This window comes from Rhodanobacter hydrolyticus (genome assembly GCF_044904645.1).
Genome location: NZ_JADIKK010000007.1, coordinates 366,335 through 384,613, shown reverse-complemented (window position 1 = coordinate 384,613; position 18,279 = coordinate 366,335). Strand labels below are relative to the sequence as shown.

Genomic DNA, 18,279 nt, shown 5'->3' with positions numbered 1-18,279 from the left:
GAACAGTCAGCTACTCAGCAACATGACGGCGGTCGGCCTGCGCTAATTAGTCGCGTTTTGTAGGCATGCCGTTCGCGTAACGGAGCGGTTGGCTATCAACGAAAGAGGGAGGACTAATTATGAAAACTTTTAAGCAAAGTATGCTGCTCGTTCTTTGCGTCCTGATGCTTGCTGCGTTGAACGGCTGTGTCGAAGATGCAAGGACGGGACTGATCTGTCCGCCAGGTAGTCATCCGGGTCCTCATGGACACCAGTGTTTCCCTGACTGATCAACTCCGGAGTTCTTTGCGCCGCCGCAGCCCACGCCGCGGCGGCGGACGCATCACTCTTACGCTGTTTGAAGCAAGGCCATGCGTGTTGGTCATACGCGGACTGGCGCAAACAGCATCATGAGATTCAGCAACAGCGGCCACCCCAACGGTTAGCCCGTGTTATCGCGAGTAGCGTGTTGTCCGGAGCGGCTCAGGGCCGTGGACCTGTTACTCGTTTGGCCGCAGTGCTTGCAGGCCAAGCCATTGAGACGTCCGGGCTCTCGATGGCCGATCTCTGTTCCGTACACCACATCACATGGCGCGAAAGCGGTGGCGGAATGCGTCGCTCACGCGAAGCGGCTCGGCAATGCCGTGCAGCCAGACCACCAGGCGGCCATCCCCGTCCGGCTTGACCTGCCGGATCGCCGACACGCGGACGATGGCGTTGCGATGGACCCTCCAGAAGACTTCAGGATCGAGCTTGGGTATCAGATCCTTCAGCGGCGTACGGATGTATGCGCTATCGGTGGCGGTGGCGACGCGGGTGTACTTTTCCTCGGACTGGAAAAGAATGACATCGCCGATGTGGATCATCCGGAGGGTGTCGCCGATGCTGGCGGTAATCCAGCTGATCGTCTCCACGGGCTTCAACCGGCCCGCGAGGCTGTCGATCAACGCCGTCAGATCGACCTGCGTGGCCGACTGACGACTGCGCAAGCGTGCCACCGTTTCAGTGAGGCGGTCGGCGCGGATCGGTTTGAGCAGGTAGTCGATGGCGCCGGCATCGAACGCCTTTATCGCGAATTCGTCGTGCGCGGTGATGAAGACGACCTGGGCGGGGCTTACGGCCTGCTGCGCCACCTCGAGGCCGCTGAGTCCCGGCATGCGGATGTCGAGGAAGACGACGTCCGGTTTCTTCGATGTCCATGCATCGAGCGCGGTGGCGCCATTGTCGCATTCCGCGATGACGACCAGTTCCGGCCACAGTCGTGCCAGCATGCCGCGCAGCTCCGTTCGCTGCGGTTCTTCGTCTTCGGCGACAAGGGCCGTGATGGGTGCGGTCATGGGGACGCGAGCGGAATGTGGATGCTTGCACTCACCCCGCCTCCGGTACGTGATGCGATCTCGAAGCGCGCACGCGCTCCGAAACGGTCGTGAAGCTGGGCGCGAACATTCGCGAGGCCCAGGCCGGGTGTGGTGCCGGGTTGCAAGCCTCGGCCATCGTCCTGGACGTGCACGCTCAGGAAGCCGTCCGCGGCGCCGGCGATGATCTCGATACTGCCGGGGCCGAGCTTCGGCTCGATGCCGTGGGTCATCGCGTTCTCCACCAGCGTCAGCAGGATCAATGGGGGGAAGGACATGGCCCGGATCTCGTCGCTCGCATCGACACGAACCTCGATGCGGCCAGCCGTGCGGACCTTCATGATCTCGAGATAGCCCAGGCAAAGATCGATCTGCCGACCGAGCGTGGCTTCTTCGATGCCCGTCGTGCGGATGCGTGGCAAGGCGATGCGCAGATAGGCCGCAAGCGCATCGATGGTTGTCGCCGCGCGCCCGGGTTCGCTGGCGATCAGCGACCGCACCGATGCCAACGTGTTGAAGAGGAAATGCGGTTCGACCTGCGCCTGCAGCAGGGCCAGCCGCATGTCGGCCGCATTCCGTTCCGCACGCAGGTTCTCGATCTGGCGGGCGGCTGCGAACTGGGCGATGCGCCGCCGCTCGCCGAGATAGTAGAGCGTTGCGTAACCGCCGCCAGCCAGGATCAGGGCAAACACAGATGCATTGACGGTGGAGCCGAGAAAATTTGAAACGGCCATGCCTAGCCAGTTGATTCGCATGTGGTGCCCGGCATAGGCCTGCATGAGATGGGCGTGATAGGCGCCCACCCAGTTCAGGGCGACGGCCCCGAGCCAGAGCCCCAGCAGGATCGCCAGGACCACCAGCACGCGTTCCAAGGTGACCGGAAAGCGCCGATATCGAATCAGCGTCGCGAGGAAGGGGCCAGTCGAGACCGTGATCAGCGATGCGGAGCAAGCCCGCAGTGCCAGTCCGGGCCAGTCGCCCCATGCCCCCGTGCCCGACGCATGCCAGAGGCCATACGTGCAACCGGCAACGACTGCCAGCGGCCACAGCACGATTCCCCGGCGCAGCAACCAGGGCCAGGTGAAGGTGCGGAAGCGTTGATAGAGCGCCCAACCATCCAGGTCCGACATCACGCTTTGCGGCACTCGGGCATGCAGGTCGTCGTTGGGAAAATCCATGCGTGACACGTTAGCAAAGCATGCGCCGGTGCGCACACGAACCATCCGCAGCAGGGCCGTTTCATCGCATCGTCGACCGGTTCCGTCGCATGTCCATCCCGCTGCGCTCGGGCGTGCCCTATATCTGCGGCACACACGACATCGGGAGTAACCATGCAGATCAAGATTCTGGCGAAGGCTGCCATAGCGTTCGCGATCCTCGTCGGACCAACGGCCATGCCGTACTGCCTGCACGCGCAAGCCGCTGCGCAGGACGCCACGCAAACCGAGCCATGGGTATCCACCGCGTGGCTGGCCAGTCACCTGCACGACCCCAACCTCGTGTTGCTGCAGGTTGGCGAAGCGTCGCAAGACAAGGCGATGCATATCCCCGGCGCGCGCTTCGTCCATCTTGACGACGTCGCCGCCACGTCGAGCAAGCTTTCGCTGGAATTGCCGACGGCACCGGCATTGCGCCAGCGACTGCAGGACCTGGGCATCTCCGACGGTTCCCGCGTCGTGGTGTACTTCGGCAACGACCAGGTCTCCGCGTCGACGCGAGTATGGTTCACGTTGCAATCGGCCGGACTGGGCGCGCGCGCCGACCTGCTCGACGGCGGCATGCCGAAGTGGCGCCGCGAAGGCCGGCCCGTTACTGACCGGGCCGTCGCAGTTACGCCAGGAACGTTGGCACCCTTCAATCTTCAGCCAACCGTCGTCGATGCGGCGTTTGTGCAGACACACGCCCGCAAACCAGGTTACGTGCTGATCGACGCGCGTGCCGCGATGTACTACGACGGCCTGGAAGAGAGCGGAGCAGATGGTCACCTCCGCCGCGGCCACATTCCGAGCGCGCACAGCCTGCCGTACACCGACATCACCAACGACGATCTCACCCTGAAGAAACCGGCCGAACTGCTGGCCTTGTTCCGCAAGGCCGGGGTGAAGACGGGCGATCGGGTGATTGCCTATTGCCACATCGGCCAGCAGGGAACGGCGGTGTTGTTCGCAGCGCGTGCCGCGGGGATCGATGCCGTGCTGTACGACGGCTCATTCGAAGATTGGACGATGCGTAATCTGCCGGTCGAGCGCTGACGATGCGCACACGCCGTCCTTATGCCGAACCTCACCTGACGGGCGTTTGCCTCGGCCTGCTGCTGCTTGCCTGCTTCGCACTGACGGGGCAGGGACTGGGCGCGTCCGGTGCATTCGCGAGCGTGGCCAGCGGTGTCGTCGGCACCGTCTCGCCGGAAGCGGCGGCACATAGTGCCTACTTCCTCAGCTACCTCCAGGACGGATCGCCGTGGACTGCCTGGATTGTCGTTGAAATCATCGGTGTGCTGATCGGCGCCACCGCGTCGGCGGCGCTGGCAGGGCGAACGCGACTGACGTCCGTCCACGCCATCCGTCCGTCCGCCGGCAAGCTGTTCGCCGGAGTCGCCGGCGGCACGTTGATGGGCATCGGGGCGGCGCTGGCACGCGGTTGCACGAGCGGCCTCGCATTGAGCGGCGGTGCGGTGCTGAGTGTCGGTGCCTGGATCTTCATGGCGGCATTGTTCCTGGCAGGTTTCCTCGCCGCACCACTCGTGCGCAGGCTCTGGCCATGAACGATCTGCTGGTCGCGGGAGGTATCGGCGTGGCATTCGGCTGTGCACTCGAATGCGCCGGTTTGGGCGATCCGCCGAAGCTCGCCGGCCAGTTCTATCTGCGGGATTTCACCGTACTCAAGGTCATGCTGAGCGCGATGCTGACCGCGATGCTCGGTGCCTTCTGGGGCGGCCGGCTGGGCGTGTTTGATTCCGCAGCGTTCTACGTGCCCGATACGTATCTGCTTCCGCAACTCCTCGGCGGACTGGTCTTCGGGCTCGGCTTCGTGCTGAGCGGCCTGTGCCCGGGCACCTCCTGCGTAGCGTTGGCCAGCGGCCGCGTCGAAGGTGCCGCGACGATGCTTGGGTTGTTCGCAGGCGTGCTGCTGGTCGGCATGGCCTTTCCCGCGATCGAACCTTTCTATCGCTCGACGCCGTATGGCCCGTTGACACTCCAACGCCTCACGGGCCTGCCTTACGGAGTCATGGTGGCGCTGGTCACGGTGGTCGCCGTTTCGGTGCTGACATGGATCGCAAAGCGGGAGGCAGGACCATGAAACTCGTGCGACAACTGGGCATCAGTGCGCTTGCATTGGGTTTGGGAGCGCCTTTCGCAGGCAGTCTCTTTCGCACGCAGCCGCGAGGGTTGGATCTGGATTCAATCGCGCGGGCGATCGATGAAGGCTCCGACCACGTCAGTGCGCGCCAGCTTGCGGAGTGGATACGCGATCGCCGGCCCGGGCTCCGCGTCATCGATGTGCGTTCGCCCGCTGAGTTTCGCGATGACCCGATCCCGACGGCGGAGAACGTGCCGATCGACCAGTTGGCGAAGTCGCACTTTGCGCCCGGCCAGACCATCGTCCTTTACTCGCAGGAAGGGGCGCATGCGGGCCAGGCCTGGGTGATGCTGCGCTCGCTCGGCGTGACCCAGGCGGTGTTCGTGCCGGGCGGCCTTGCCGACTGGCGCGACGAGGTTCTGTATCCACTGCTGCCGCCCAATGCCTCGCCCGCGGAGCGTTCACGGATCGAGGCATTGAGCCATTACTTCGGCGGCTCTCCCCGGATCGGGGCGGAGCAGGGCGGCAACGTTGCGAGTGCGACGCGGATCGGGCATGGCTCGCGGAGGCGCGGATGCTGACGCGTGCCATGGAATCCACCGATGCGGCCGACGCCTTCGACTTCGCCGCGCTTCGCGCCAGCGAATTCGCACGCCTGGATGCTGCCGGCATCGCCTATCTCGATTACGCGGCGAGCGCGCTGTACGGTGCCTCGCAGGCACGAGCGCATGGCGAGCGGCTGGCGCAGGGGATTTTCGGCAATCCCCATTCGGAGCATCTCGCATCACGCAACAGCGCCGCCGCGCAAGCGGCCGCCCGTGCCGCGACACTGGCCTTCTTCGATGCCGATCCGGACATCTACGACGTCTGCTTTACCGCCAATGCGACGGCAGCCATCAAGCTCGTCGCCGAGAGCTATCCGTTTTCGCTGCGCCGCGGGCTCATTCTCTCGGCCGACAACCACAATTCCGTCACCGGCATGCGGGAGTTTGCCAGGCGCACACAGGCAACCGTCAGCGTGTTGCCGCTGGATGCGCAACTCCGACTCGACCACGGATCCGCGAACCTGCGAGCGAGCATCGAACGACAAGGCAGGAGCTTGTTCGCATTCCCGCAGCAGTCCAACTTTTCCGGCGTGCTCCACGACCTGTCGCTCGTCGAAGAGGCCCAGGCACTCGGATGCGATGTTCTGGTCGACGCGGCGGCGGCCGGGCCGTCCGGCGCACTCAGCCTGAGGGAGCACTCCGCGGACTTCGTCGTGTGTTCGTTCTACAAGCTATTCGGCCTGCCGACCGGTGTCGGCGCGTTGATAGCGAAAAGGTCGGCTCTGGGTCGCCTTCGGAGGCCGTGGTTCTCGGGTGGAACGGTGGAGTTCGTGTCCATTGCGCACGGGCGGCACGCTCTCAAGCCGGGATACGGGGGATTCGAGGACGGAACTCCCAACTTCCTCGACCTCGCCGCCATCGAGTCCGGATTCGCCTTTCTCGCCAGCATGCCGCGCCCGTGCCTGCGCGCCCATATTCAGTCCCTCGTGCGACATTTCCTGGCACTGGCAGCGACGCTACGGCACAGCAATGGCGCGCCGCTGGTGCGTCTGTATGGCCCTCCGGATATGGAGCAGCGGGGCGGCATCGTCGCCTTCAACGTATTGCAGAACGACGGCAGCGTGCTGCGCTACGAGCACGTCGAACAGCTGGCGCAAGAACACGGCGTCGCCATTCGGGGCGGCTGCTTCTGCAATCCCGGGACGGCCGAGAAAGCATTCGGACTCGATGCCATAGGCGTGGAGCACTGCTTCGACAAACTCGAAGGCAACTTCAGCATTGACGCGTTCCGGCGCTGTACGGGACGTGCTGCCACCGTGGGTGCGTTGCGCCTATCCGTTGGCGCACCCACGACGTACGAAGACATCGCGCGTGCCGTGGCATTGATTGCTGCCTGCAGCGAGTAGACCCGGCGTGGCGGACGCGCATGTTGCGGATCAGGACACCAAGCTGCGCATGCACAAGACCGGAGCCATCCACGGCGTCTCTGAAGCCATCCACGGATGACCAACCGTTGCGCCAAACGAATCAATCACGCCAACCGAAGGAACCACGTGAAGATCATCCTGCGTCTCGCTCTTCCACTGTTGCTGCTCAGTACAAGCGCCAATGCTATCGTGACACGCCACGAGCAGCCCGATGCGCGTTACCGCGTCGACCCGCGAACCATGCCCGCGCTGGTCGATCTGCCCGACGAAGGTCACGGCACGCTGATTGCCCCACGCTGGGTGATTACTGCGGCCCATGCGGTGCACATGATGCAAATCATGCCTGAAGAGCATTTCGTGACCGTGAACGGAAGGCGACGGGCAGTGAGCCGCATCGTTGTTTACCCTGATTACCCCGCTGCGCGAATCGCCTGGCAGCAGATGTTCAAGCAGGTCAAAACGGCGAAACCCGACATCTTTGTGCACCAGTACATGGCGGCGATGGCCAGCATGCACGACATTGCCCTGCTGGAACTCACCGAGCCCGTGACCGACGTTGCGCCGATGCCGATCGATCGCGGCAACGCCAAGCCCGGCATGCTGAGCACGGTTTACGGCGCGGGCGCCACCGGCACCGAGCTAACTGGTGCGCCGGATAGTGAAAGTCATCGCACTCAACTGCGGCGCGCACAGAATCGCCTGACCCAGACTGATGGGCCCTGGCTGCGTTACGTATTCGACTGCAGTGCCGGCGCCCCGGCCCTCAGCGGCGCCACAGCGGGCGGCGACAGCGGCGGCCCAGTCACCGTCCTCGTGGCTGGTCACACCTACCTGGCCGGCGTCACTCACGGCCTGGATGGGACAGCCAGCGAAGTGGAGCGCGTCGTGCGGCAAATGCAGGATGGTTCATTCCGCATGGGCGTATGCGGGCAGCGCTTTGCGGCGGCGCGGGTGGGCTTTTATGCAGGGTGGATTGATCAAACCATGACCGCACATTGAATCCAGGGCGACTCACCCGTGTTGTCGTAAGCGGAACATCTACCGCATAGCTAGCGTCGAGATCCGCGTGGCGTGGACGTCGGTAGCCACCGGATTGTGCCGTTTCTCGTCGCGGCGGAGGCAACGCTTCGCGCAAACCCGCCCTGCGCCGTGATACTCGACCTGCGTGGCGATGGCGATGGCGGTGGCGAATACATCGACACCTGGCATTTCGCACATGCGCTGTCGGACTTGCTCGCGCCAGGCGGTCGCATCTTCGTACTCACCAACGCGCAAGCCTTTTCCGCCGCCATCACGGCTGCCGCATTCGTCAAAGACGCCGGCGGCGATCGGGTCACGATCATTGGCGAGTCGGTCGGCTACCGCCTGTCCTTTTTCTCCGAGGGCAACAAAGCCAGCCTGCCTAATCCAAAAGTATGCGCCTACCCGCAAACCGCGAGACACGACTGTCAACGCTCCTGCGACAACTGGCACGAATGCTCTTGGCCCAACAGGTTCTATCCAGTCACGGTGAAGAGTCTGCAGCTCGATATCGTCGTACCGCTCAGGTACGAAGATTGGAACACGCCACGACACAGCCCTAGGGACTGGGCGCCAGCCAGCCATGCACCTGGGCCGAAGAATATGGGTTCGCGGCCGGAGCCCTTGCGTGAGGCATGAGGGCAGGGCGATCAGGGACTGTTATCGGGGGCTAGAGCAGGACCGCGTTCGACCCATGACGGAGACCGGTTACCCAAGAACAGAACCGTGTCAAAAGGGGTTTGCTCGAGGACATGAGGTGCAGGCGCTCGATTGGTCACATGTCGCGCCGGGTCACAAGATGACTCGAAGAGTGCTCCCGGTCGATAGCAATTACTTGCGGCCTCGCTGAGCCGCCATATGTGCCGTAGGTCTCACTTTTGTTGACGGTGGCACGGTCATTGCTGTGCTTCGCGACTACATGTCTTTGGGATGCATGTGCGATCTGTTCACTTTGTCTCGGACCTTCCCAGGTCCGGGGCCACGCTGCTGTCAGCGATCTTGAGCCAGAACCCGCGATTCCATGGGGGGATGGGCGGCCCAATCGGGAGTGCTTTCAACTATTCGGTCTTCATCTCCGATGAGCAGCGCCGTCGGATGCTCAAGGGTCTGTTCGACAACTACTACGGCCCCGAATACGGCGCCGAGGTAGTGTTCGACACCAAGCGTGGTGCACCAAGATGCGCCATCTGAAAGAGCTGTTCCAGCACGGCAGGGGCATCGCCTGCGTACGGCACGTGTCATGGATCATCGACAGCATCGAACGGCTGATCCGCAAGGACGCCTTCAAGCCTTCGTCCATCTTCAACTATGTGCCTGGCGGAACCGTGTATTCGCGCGTCGAAGGGTTGGCCAACGGCGAAGGCATGGTTGGCTGCGCGTACAACGGTTTGAAAGAGGCTTTCTACGGCGATGAAGCCTCCAAGCTGATGTTGCTGCGTTACGAAACGCCGACGAGCGATCCGGCACGCGCGATTGCCTCAATCTATGACTTCATCGGCGAGCCCGCCTGCAAGCACGGCTTCGACGACATCAGCTATCACGCCGATGAATTCGACCTGCGCGCCGGGATTGCATGCCGCGCGCAAAGAAATCGCTGTACGCGAGCGCACCAGCGTGTTGCCGCCGGATGTGTTTCGTCGTTTCGAAAGCGATGCCTTCTGGCTCGATCTCGCGCTGAATCCGCGCCAGGTGCGGGTGGTTTGAAGCGCGCACGTACGTGCAATTGACGACTTTTTCAGATCGATGGCCGCTTGCCCGCTGCACTGGGATGCACAAGGCAATCGGCTAACCAAGATGCATAAATCAAACGAATAAAAATCAACAGGGGACACATCGTGAATCGCATTTACCACCTTGTTTTCAACCGCACACTCTGCGTCATGCAAGTTGCGTCGGAGTTGGCAAACGCGCCGCAAGGCGGCGTGGTCAACGGTGCGAGCGTGTCTTCGAAACGGGAGTTGAAGTCGCGCCTGTTGGCGATCGCGATGAGTGCAGCCTTGGCGGCGATCACGACGCCGGCGATGGCGCAGACTTGCGTGCCCAGCACGACCGCGGTTTGCGGTGCGAATGGCGGGGACGGTGGTGCTGGTACTGCCAGCGGTCAATCGGGTGCAGGCGGTGCCGGGGCTGTCACATCCGGTGCCTACGCCAACGGTGGCGGCGCAGGTGGTTCGGGCGGTAGCGTGGGTTCAGCGGGCCAGGGTGCCAACAACACCGGTGGAGCCGGTAGCGCAGGACCCGGGGGGGCAGGTGTTGGCGGCGGATTGGGCACGCTGGGCAATGGTGGGGGCGGCGGTGGCGGTGGCGACCTTACTGGTCCAACTTACGGCGGCGGTGGCGGTGGTGGCGGCGGTGGCGTGGGCCAGTCCGTCAGCGGTACATCCTTCACCAATCCGGGCAGCATCGTGGGCGGCAGGGGGGGCAATGGCGGCCTCTCTGGCTCGCCGGGCTATGGCGGTGGCGGTGGTGGTGGTGGCGCGGGCGTGTATGCCGGCACGGGCAGTACGGTCACCAATGGCGCCGGTGCAACGATCACTGGCGGCGCCGGCGGCAACAGCACAGGCGGAATCGCTGGCGGGGGTGGTGTTGGCGTAGCGTTGGTCGGTTCAACACTGACCAATAACGGGAGCATCGTCGGTGGCAATGGTGGCGCAGCCGGTACCAGCTATCTGGGCGGTGCGGGTGGTGTCGGCGTTGTGGCGACGGGCGGTTCCACCATCATCAACAATGGCAGCATCGCCGGCGGTGTTGGTTTTTCCGGCGCGCAGGCCGACGCGATCGATCTGAGCGGCGGCGGCAACACGCTGGTGCTGGAATCGGGTTCGAGCATTACCGGCAATGTGGTCAGCAGCAGCGGTACCACCAATGGCGGCGACACGCTCGATTTGGATGGCAGCGCCAACGCGACGCTCTCTGGTTCGATCGGCGATTACGGTAGCGGTGCGCAGTACCAGGGTTTCAACCATTACGAAAAGACCGGCTCGGGAACCTGGACGCTCGATAGTGTCGGGAACGTCACCACCGTCGGGGCGTGGTCGGTTCAAGGCGGCGAACTGGATCTAGACGGCTTCGGCAGTGCCTTCACGGGCGGCTTCCAAATGTCCTCCGGTACCGTTTTGACGGTCGGCGCGGGCAGCGGTGGCGTCTTCGTGGCCGGTACCTCGGGCGCCAACGGCTCGCACGGCAGCAATGGCACCTACAGTGGTTTCAGCGGCACGTCCGGCCAGTTTGGCGTGTCCGGTGCGGCGGCGGTCAGCGGCTATAGCTTCACGCTGACCAACAACAGCAGCTCGATCCTCGGTGGCGTAGGTGGCATCGGCGGCGCCGGCGGCAATGGGGCCAGTGGCGGCTCGGGTGGCTATACGAATTATCACGGGGGCGCCGGCGGCGAGGGCGGTGCCGGCGGTGCGGGTGGATATGCGGTGTCGGGCACCGGCTTTACGCTCACCAACCGGGGCCGTTTGTCCGGCGGTGCCGGCAGCCTGGGCGGTGCCGGCGGGAGTGCTGGCGACGGCGGTACCGACTCGACCGGAAATGGCGGCGGCACCTACGCCGGTGCGCTCGGCGGTCAGGGCGGCGCCGGCGGCGCCGCGGTATCCGGCAGCCAATTCACGTTGACCAACAGCGACAACGCGAGGATCTACGGCGGCTACGGCGGAGTCGGTGGCGCTGGCGGCGTGGGCGGCAATGGCGGCTACGGCGGCAATCACGGCGGCGCCGGCAGTGCCGGTGGCGCGGGTGGCATGGGCGGCTATGGCGCCTCGGGCGTGCAGGGTGGTGACTTCACCGCTACCAACTCCGCGTTCATCCAGGGCGGTACCGGCGGTAATGGTGGCATGGGCGGCAACGGTGGATTCGGCGGATCGTCGTCCAGCGACGACACGTCCACGCTGGGTTCCACCGGGCCGGGTGGCGCAGGCGGTGCCGGTGGCGGCGGCGGTTCGGCGGTCAGCGGTTACGCCGCCACGGTGACCAACAGTGCCGGAGGAATACTCCAAGGCGGCGGCGGCGGCTCAGGTGGCACGGGTGGCGCCGGGAATTTTGGTGGTATGGCGAGCACCGGGACCGTGGGTGTCAGCGGCAGCTACGGCGGCGCCGGCGGCGGCGGCGGGAATGGCGGCGCAGCCGTCATCGGCAGCACGATTTCGCTTGCCAACCAGGGCACCATCACCGGCGGCTTGGGTGGTTACGGCGGCGCCGGCGGCATCGGCGGGATGGGGTCTGAGTCGGCCAACGGAGGGACAGCGGTGGCTGGAGCTGGCGGCGCCGGTGGCACGGGCGGTGCGGGCGGTGCGGGTGGCAACGGCGGTGCGGCGATCGTGGGCGCGGGAGTGACTCTAACCAATGGCGGGGCCCTGCAGGGCGGCTTGGGTGGTCAAGGCGGGTTGGGCGGCACCGGTGGCGCGGGTGGTTATTCGTATCGGCACGCCGGCGGCAACGGCGGGGCCGGCGGTGCCGGCGGCGCGGGCGGCGCCGGCGGTACGGGCGTCGTCCTCATCGGCGCAAGCTCGTTCACCAACACGGGTCTCGGCACTACCGTCACCGGCGGCAACGGCGGTGCCGGCGGCAACGGCGGTGCGGGCGGTGGTGGTGGCTATTCCTTCAGCGCATCCAATGGCTTGGCCGGAGCGCAAGGGGTTGGCGGCGCGGGCGGAGTGGGGGGCGCCGGCATTAGCGCCGGAACGGGCGACACGATTACCAACGATGCCGACGCCTCGATCCTTGGCGGCAATGGCGGTATTGGCGGTACGGGCGCCATCGCCGGCAATGGCGGCAACGGTGGCGTGGGCGTGTCCGGCACCGGCTTCACGTTGACCAATGCCGGTTCGGTGCACGGTGGCAATGGCGGAGGCGCAGGTGCGTATGGCGGCGTAGGCGTCGTCTCGACCGGCGGCTCGACCGTCATCAACAGCGGCCATATCGCCGGTGGCTCGGGCGCAAGCGGCGCTCAGGCGGATGCGGTGGATCTGAGCGGCGGCGGAAATACGCTGATCGTGGAAGCGGGCTATGTGTTCACCGGCAATGTGGTGAGCACGAGCGGCACCACGAATGGCGGCGACGTCTTCGTGCTTGGCGGCAGCGCCAACGCAACCTTCAATCTGGGTGCAATGGGTGTGGTAGGCAGCGGCGCAGCGATTCAGGGCTTCGCGAATCTTGGCAAGAGCGGCAGCAGCACGTGGACGTTGAGCGGCACCGGCAACGCGAACCAGTCGTGGACGATCACCGACGGCACGCTGGTTGGTAACACCGCCAGCATCGTCGGCAACGTGACGTTCTCGCCGGTAGGTGGCGGCAGCGCCAACCTCACGCTCGACCAGTCGACCAGCGGCATCTACAACGGTGCGATCAGCGGCTCGGGCAACCTCGCGAAAATCGGCAGCGGCACGCTGATTCTTGATGGTGCAAACACTTACACCGGCGGCACGGCCGTACAAGCAGGTACGTTGGAAGTAGGCGACAGCGCGCACAGCGGTGCATCCATTGCAGGCAGCGTAACGGTAGACGCAGGCGGTACCCTGCGCGGTCACGGCGCAATCGATGGCAATGTCACGAGCGACGGCACGGTATGGCCGGGTGGTTCGGTGGGCGTGTTGACCATCAACGGCAACTACACGCAGAACGGCGATGCATCGATGCAGATCGATATCACGCCGACGCAAGCCTCCGAGTTGGTAGTGAACGGCAACGCCATGCTTGCCGGCACGCTGAGCCTGGTTTACGCGCCAGGTACCTACACCGGTGCGACGTATACGTTGTTGCGGGCCGACGCAGTGAGCGGAACCTTCGCGACGACAAACGCGACGGGCTCGGTGCCCACGGGTCTTGACGCAAAGGTGTCGTACGGCGCAACGGCGGTCGCGCTGACGCTGGCGGCACCGGGAACACCGATAGCGCCGCCGACCGTTGTCCAGCCGCACGACGGCGACGTATACGCGAACCTGATACGTAGCGTCGATCTGGTCGGACAACAATCGTTGGTCACCGTGATGGGGGCAACGTTGCGTCCGGCCGACACCTCATGCGGTACGGCAAACGGGGCGCACACCAACGCCGTCACCTCCTCGTGCAACAGTGGCTTGTGGATGCAATACAGCGGCGGCACCGATTCGCTCTCGGGCAGCAACGGTCTGAACAGCACAACGTTCGGCCTGCAGGGTGGTTGGGATCACGCCGTGGCTGACGTGGTGCATATTGGTGTGGAAGCGGGCTACGACCGCATCAATGGCAACGATCACGACGGTGGCAACGGCAGCATCGACCATGTGCATGGCGGCTTGTACGTGTTCGGCGATGCGGGCCCCGTCGTGCTTTCGGGCGTGCTCGACGCAGCGCACAGCAGCTATGGGGTGAATCGCGCAACAGGTATCGGTCACGCGATTGCCGATCCGGATGGCAGCATCACATCGGCTGCGCTGCAGGCCGCATGGCCGCTGACGGCCGCGCAGTGGCAAGTCACGCCGGTCGTGGGTGCGCTTTATCAGCACCAGACCATGAATGCCTTTGGTGAAACCGTGCCGAGCAACAACCCGCTCGCTTACGTCTTCGCGGTCAACGGCGCACGCACCACGTACAACACCATGCAGCCGTATGCGCAGGTCTCCTTCACGCATGCATTCGTCGCACAAGGTGTCAGCTACGTGCCGCAGCTCGACGTCGGCTATCGCTACAACTCACGCAGCGACAATACGCCGGTGGTGCAGGAAACCTCGCAAGACGGCACCGTGTTCGCAATGCCCGCCGACAACCTGGGCCGCGGCATGGCCACGGTGGGCGCACGCATCACCGCGAAGGCGGCTGCATCGTGGGGTCTGTACCTGGATTACCAGGGGCAGTTCTCCAATCACCTGAGCGACAACGCGTTGAGTGTTGGCTTCACCAAGCAATTCTAGGCAACACGCGGGACATCGATTGGAGGCCCCTCAATGCCCTCTGAAACGTCTTTGTTGATTTGAGCCAATGTGAAGCAGTGCTTCCCTGGTTAGTAACGGTAATCGGGGCGGGGCCGCCATCTGCTTTCAACCCTGAGGGACCCCGATGTCTTGATCTGGCTGCCATAAAGCCGACGCTCGGAACGTTACCCAAGCTCGGCATACGCAGCTTGGGTTCGGAGCGACAGGGGAGCTACATGCGATTTGCGCCCGTAAGGTCATCCGCTTGCAAATCACCCAAGCGCACCTTACAGTGAACCAAATGGTTCACTATCAAGCCCGCCTCGACGCAACGTTCGCCGCGCTCTCCGATGTCACCCGGCGCGGCGTGCTGGAGCAGCTCGGGCGTGCAGATGCCTCAGTCACCGACCTCGCCCAACGGTTTCGCATGACCCTCACGGGCATGAAGAAGCATGTCAGCATCCTGGAGCAGGCGGGACTCGTGACCACGGAGAAGGTCGGGCGCGTACGAACCTGCAAGCTCGGACTGCGCCGGCTGGAAGAAGAGACCGCCTGGATCGAGCGGCACCGCGAACTCTGGAGCGCGCGCTTCGACGCGCTGGACGAGCTTGTCGACCACTTGAAACGCGAGGAGAAGGCAAATGCCAGAAGCAAAAGAAGGTAGTTCCGCCGCCATGAACCGCACCACTGTGGAGCGCAAGTCCAACCGCGAACTGGTCGTGACGCGAACGTTCGATGCCCCCGCGCGCATCGTCTTCGAAGCGTGGAGCAAACCCGAATTGTTCAAGCAGTGGTGGGTTCCGAAGTCGGTGGGCATGTCGCTGGTCTCGTGCGACATGGATATTCGCACCGGGGGTACGTATCGCCTCGTGTTCAGCCATCCGGACTTCGATCAACCGATGGCGTTCTTCGGCACGTACAAAGAAGTAACGCCGCACAAGCGTCTCGTATGGACGAACGAAGACAGCGACCAGGGTGCCGTGACCACGGTAACGTTCGAAGAAAACGCCGGCAAGACGCTGCTCACCTTTCACGAAATCTACCCCACGGAAGCGGCCCTCGACGAAGCCCTCGCCGGCTCGGCGGAAGGCCTGCCCGAACAGTTCGCGCAGTTGGATGAGTTGCTCGCTGGCAGATCGTGACCACGCCGCAGTCGCCGGTGTATGGAAGGGATGGCGATAAAAACGCACGATCACCACGGCGCTGACCCGTTCGGCGCCATGTGAGGACGATATGCTCAGACGCGATTTCCTGAAGACTGCCATGGCGACCGCAGTACTGACTGCGGTCTTTCCCATTCAAGCCAGGAAGACTCCCACCATGTCGAACGAGCATTTTGCCGACGTCGATGGCCAGCATCTCTTCTACAGCGTGCATGGCGCCGGCAAGCCGCTCATTCTTCTCCACGGCGGCATCGACCCGGACAGCTTCGGGAGCAATCTGGCCGTACTGGCCAAGGGTCGGCAGGTGATCGCCCCCCATCTCCAGGCACACGGGCGCACGCCAGACACCGCCAGGCCACTGCGCAGTGAAACGATGGGTGACGACATTGCCGCCCTGATCGGCCATCTGAACCTCGGCAAGGCCGACGTCATGGGCTACTCGCTGGGCTCCAGCGTCGCACTGCAGACCGCTATCCGCCATCCGGACGTGGTCGACCGGCTCGTGCTCGTGTCCACGGCGATGAAGCAGGACGGCTTTTATCCGGAAGGGGTGGAGGCCTTCAAACAGCTGGAGGCGAACGCCGCCACGCTCGGCCCTGGCGTCAAGGCATCCCCGTTAGGGAAAGCCTATCCCGATGTCGATTGGACCAACCTCTTCAGGAAGGTCGGCGACATGACCAAACGTCCCTTCGACTGGAGCGCCGAGGTCGCCAAGCTTCAGGCACGCACACTGCTGGTCTATGCCGACGCAGACGCCATCCGGCCCGAACACATGGTGGAGTTCTGGAAGGCGCTGGGAGGCGGCCAGCGCGATGCCGGGATCGATGGCTCCCTGCGACCCGCAAACCAGCTCGCCATCGTGCCGAACACCACCCACTACACGATCCCCGTCGATCCGATGCTGCCGGAGATCGTCCAACGCTTCCTTGGATCTGCAATGAAGGCAGTAGGTTAGGAGAGCGCATCAATGCGATCCATCGCGATCGTTTCATTCTGGTTCCGGTATCGAGCCAGCTTCTCCCGATGAAACTCCCCTCCTGGATCGAAGGATGTCGCCATGACCCAACTTGCCCAGATACGGTTGTGGAAGCAAAAGGGCATTGTCCAATTGGGCGTCGGTGCCAACTAAACAATTTCCGATCCTCGACGCGGCAGGCTACGGAGCCTTGACCTTCGACCCGCCGAGTCTGGCCACCAACATGCCGAGTTCCTTCATGGCCCGGTCCAGTCGCTGATCCCACACCAGGCCGCAACTGAGCCTCACGTAATCGACGTAGTCGCCACGGCTGGAAAACAGCACGCCAGGCGAGATACGGATCCCCTTCGACAAGGCTGCCTCGAACAGCGCACGGCTGTCGCTGCGCTCGGGCAACTGCACCCACAACGACATGCCTCCTTGTGGCTCGCATACACGCGTATCGGCAGGCCAGAAACGCGCGATCGCTTCCAGCAGGCGCTGCCCGTTGTCTGCCAGCGTTCGGCGAAGGCGGCGAAGATGCCGCTCCAGATCGTGGCGCTGCAGGTAGTCCGACATGGCCAGCTGGGTAAGGCTGGTGCCTCCCATGGTGGAGAAGAACTTGGCACGCACCAAAGCGTCTGTCCACGGGTTGCCCGCCAGCCAGCCGAGGCGCAGACCAGGCGCCAGCATCTTGGAAAACGAGCCGCAGCTGATCACGATGCCGTGGGTGTCCCACCGGCGAAGCGGCGAGGGGCGTTGCCCGGACCAGGCCAGCTCGCCATAGATATCGTCCTCGATGATGATGACGCCGTGCCGGGCGCAACGGCTCACCAAGGCTTGCTTGTCGGCGTCGCTCGTCAGGCTGCCCAGTGGGTTGTTGAAGTTCGGCACCAGAACGGCCGCGCGCACCGCGTTCTGCTGCAGCAGGTGGTCCAGACGAGCTACATCGATGCCACGACCCGGCAGGTTCGGAATTTCCAGCACCTTCAGATGCAATGCGGCGACGGTCTGAAGGATGCCGTGGTAAGTCGGTGTTTCCACCAGCACCACGTCGCCCGGAGAAGTGGTCACGCGCAACGCCAGGTTGATGGCCTCCATCGCACCGGCGGTGATCACGATTTCCTCGGGCGATACCGGCGCACCTACCTGGGCATAACGCTGGGCGATCAGGCGTCGCAACGCCAAGTGGCCTTGCGCCGGCGCGTAATCGAACACCGCCGCGGGCGCACGGCGCAGGCAGCGCGACACCGATGCTTTCAGCGCGGCTTGCGGCAGCAGATCGAAGGCTGGTGTCGCACTGTGCAGCGGTAGCAGGGCGCCATGCGCACCTGCTTCCGTGGCATCGAGCAACGCGGGGTTCTTGATTTCGCCCGGTGCGCGGTTCCTTGCGGGCCGCGGTGCCGGCGGCAGTGTCGTCGATGCACGGACGAAATACCCCGAGCGCGGCCGTGCAACAACGAGGCCTTCGCGCTCCAGTTGCAGGTACGCCTGGACCGCCGTGGCGACACCGACACCGTGTCCCTGCGCCAGGTGCCGAATCGACGGCAAGCGCTCGCCTGCCCGCAGCGTGCCGTGAGCGATTTGCGTGCGCAGAGCCGTCGCAACGCGTTCATAGAGAAGCAAGGGGACACCCCATCTGTAC

16 protein-coding genes are annotated in these 18,279 nt (G+C 64.2%); 13 read left to right on the top strand and 3 right to left on the bottom strand.

All coding sequences use genetic code 11. The annotated features are described in order from the left end of the window. Positions 1–563: 563 nt before the first annotated feature. Both ISP25_RS01820 and ISP25_RS01815 read right to left on the bottom strand, forming a co-directional pair. Positions 564–1,316, bottom strand: coding sequence for a LytR/AlgR family response regulator transcription factor (locus ISP25_RS01820; protein WP_404611894.1), 753 nt, complete (start codon positions 1,314–1,316; stop codon positions 564–566). After that, positions 1,313–2,512 (bottom strand): sensor histidine kinase, encoded by a 1,200-nt coding sequence (locus tag ISP25_RS01815; RefSeq protein WP_404611893.1) that lies wholly within the window; start codon positions 2,510–2,512, stop codon positions 1,313–1,315. The genes ISP25_RS01820 and ISP25_RS01815 overlap by 4 nt, the downstream gene beginning before the upstream one ends. 153 nt (positions 2,513–2,665) lie before the next feature. Here ISP25_RS01815 and ISP25_RS01810 point away from each other — a divergent pair, with 153 nt between their 5' ends. From ISP25_RS01810 to ISP25_RS01750, 13 genes are all read left to right on the top strand, one after another. Next, positions 2,666–3,586, top strand: a complete 921-nt coding sequence (locus tag ISP25_RS01810) for a sulfurtransferase (RefSeq protein ID WP_404611891.1) — start codon at positions 2,666–2,668, stop codon at positions 3,584–3,586. Between the two features lie 2 nt (positions 3,587–3,588). Next, complete coding sequence (locus ISP25_RS01805) at positions 3,589–4,098, top strand: YeeE/YedE thiosulfate transporter family protein (RefSeq protein WP_404611890.1); 510 nt, start codon at positions 3,589–3,591, stop codon at positions 4,096–4,098. Then, on the top strand, positions 4,095–4,634 hold the full coding sequence (locus tag ISP25_RS01800; RefSeq protein ID WP_404611888.1) for a YeeE/YedE thiosulfate transporter family protein: 540 nt from the start codon (positions 4,095–4,097) through the stop codon (positions 4,632–4,634). Before ISP25_RS01805 ends, ISP25_RS01800 begins: the two co-directional genes overlap by 4 nt. After that, on the top strand, positions 4,604–5,215 hold the full coding sequence (locus ISP25_RS01795; RefSeq protein WP_404611886.1) for a rhodanese-like domain-containing protein: 612 nt from the start codon (positions 4,604–4,606) through the stop codon (positions 5,213–5,215). Before ISP25_RS01800 ends, ISP25_RS01795 begins: the two co-directional genes overlap by 31 nt. Then, positions 5,209–6,585: an aminotransferase class V-fold PLP-dependent enzyme gene (locus tag ISP25_RS01790; protein ID WP_404611885.1), complete on the top strand. Its 1,377-nt coding sequence runs from the start codon at positions 5,209–5,211 to the stop codon at positions 6,583–6,585. The genes ISP25_RS01795 and ISP25_RS01790 overlap by 7 nt, the downstream gene beginning before the upstream one ends. Before the next feature lie 147 nt (positions 6,586–6,732). Further along, complete coding sequence (locus ISP25_RS01785) at positions 6,733–7,605, top strand: S1 family peptidase (RefSeq protein WP_404611883.1); 873 nt, start codon at positions 6,733–6,735, stop codon at positions 7,603–7,605. Positions 7,606–7,701: 96 nt separating this feature from the next. Continuing rightward, complete coding sequence (locus ISP25_RS01780; RefSeq protein WP_404611881.1) at positions 7,702–8,265, top strand: hypothetical protein; 564 nt, start codon at positions 7,702–7,704, stop codon at positions 8,263–8,265. Between the two features lie 390 nt (positions 8,266–8,655). Further along, positions 8,656–8,817, top strand: coding sequence for a hypothetical protein (locus ISP25_RS01775; RefSeq protein WP_404611879.1), 162 nt, complete (start codon positions 8,656–8,658; stop codon positions 8,815–8,817). After that, the gene (locus tag ISP25_RS01770) at positions 8,805–9,353 is read left to right on the top strand and encodes a hypothetical protein (protein ID WP_404611877.1); all 549 of its coding nucleotides are present in this window, start codon (positions 8,805–8,807) and stop codon (positions 9,351–9,353) included. Before ISP25_RS01775 ends, ISP25_RS01770 begins: the two co-directional genes overlap by 13 nt. 108 nt (positions 9,354–9,461) lie before the next feature. Continuing rightward, positions 9,462–14,516 carry an ESPR-type extended signal peptide-containing protein gene (locus ISP25_RS01765; RefSeq protein ID WP_404611875.1) on the top strand — a complete coding sequence of 1,685 codons (5,055 nt, stop codon included), beginning with the start codon at positions 9,462–9,464 and terminating at the stop codon, positions 14,514–14,516. 265 nt (positions 14,517–14,781) lie between these two features. After that, the gene (locus ISP25_RS01760) at positions 14,782–15,180 is read left to right on the top strand and encodes an ArsR/SmtB family transcription factor (RefSeq protein WP_225578337.1); all 399 of its coding nucleotides are present in this window, start codon (positions 14,782–14,784) and stop codon (positions 15,178–15,180) included. A 10-nt stretch (positions 15,181–15,190) separates the two neighbouring features. Then, positions 15,191–15,658 carry an SRPBCC family protein gene (locus ISP25_RS01755; RefSeq protein ID WP_225578338.1) on the top strand — a complete coding sequence of 156 codons (468 nt, stop codon included), beginning with the start codon at positions 15,191–15,193 and terminating at the stop codon, positions 15,656–15,658. A 121-nt stretch (positions 15,659–15,779) separates the two neighbouring features. After that, the gene (locus ISP25_RS01750) at positions 15,780–16,634 is read left to right on the top strand and encodes an alpha/beta fold hydrolase (RefSeq protein ID WP_404611873.1); all 855 of its coding nucleotides are present in this window, start codon (positions 15,780–15,782) and stop codon (positions 16,632–16,634) included. A gap of 201 nt (positions 16,635–16,835) precedes the next feature. Here ISP25_RS01750 and ISP25_RS01745 read toward each other — a convergent pair whose 3' ends face one another. After that, positions 16,836–18,260 (bottom strand): aminotransferase-like domain-containing protein, encoded by a 1,425-nt coding sequence (locus ISP25_RS01745; protein WP_404612080.1) that lies wholly within the window; start codon positions 18,258–18,260, stop codon positions 16,836–16,838. Positions 18,261–18,279 lie beyond the last annotated feature (19 nt).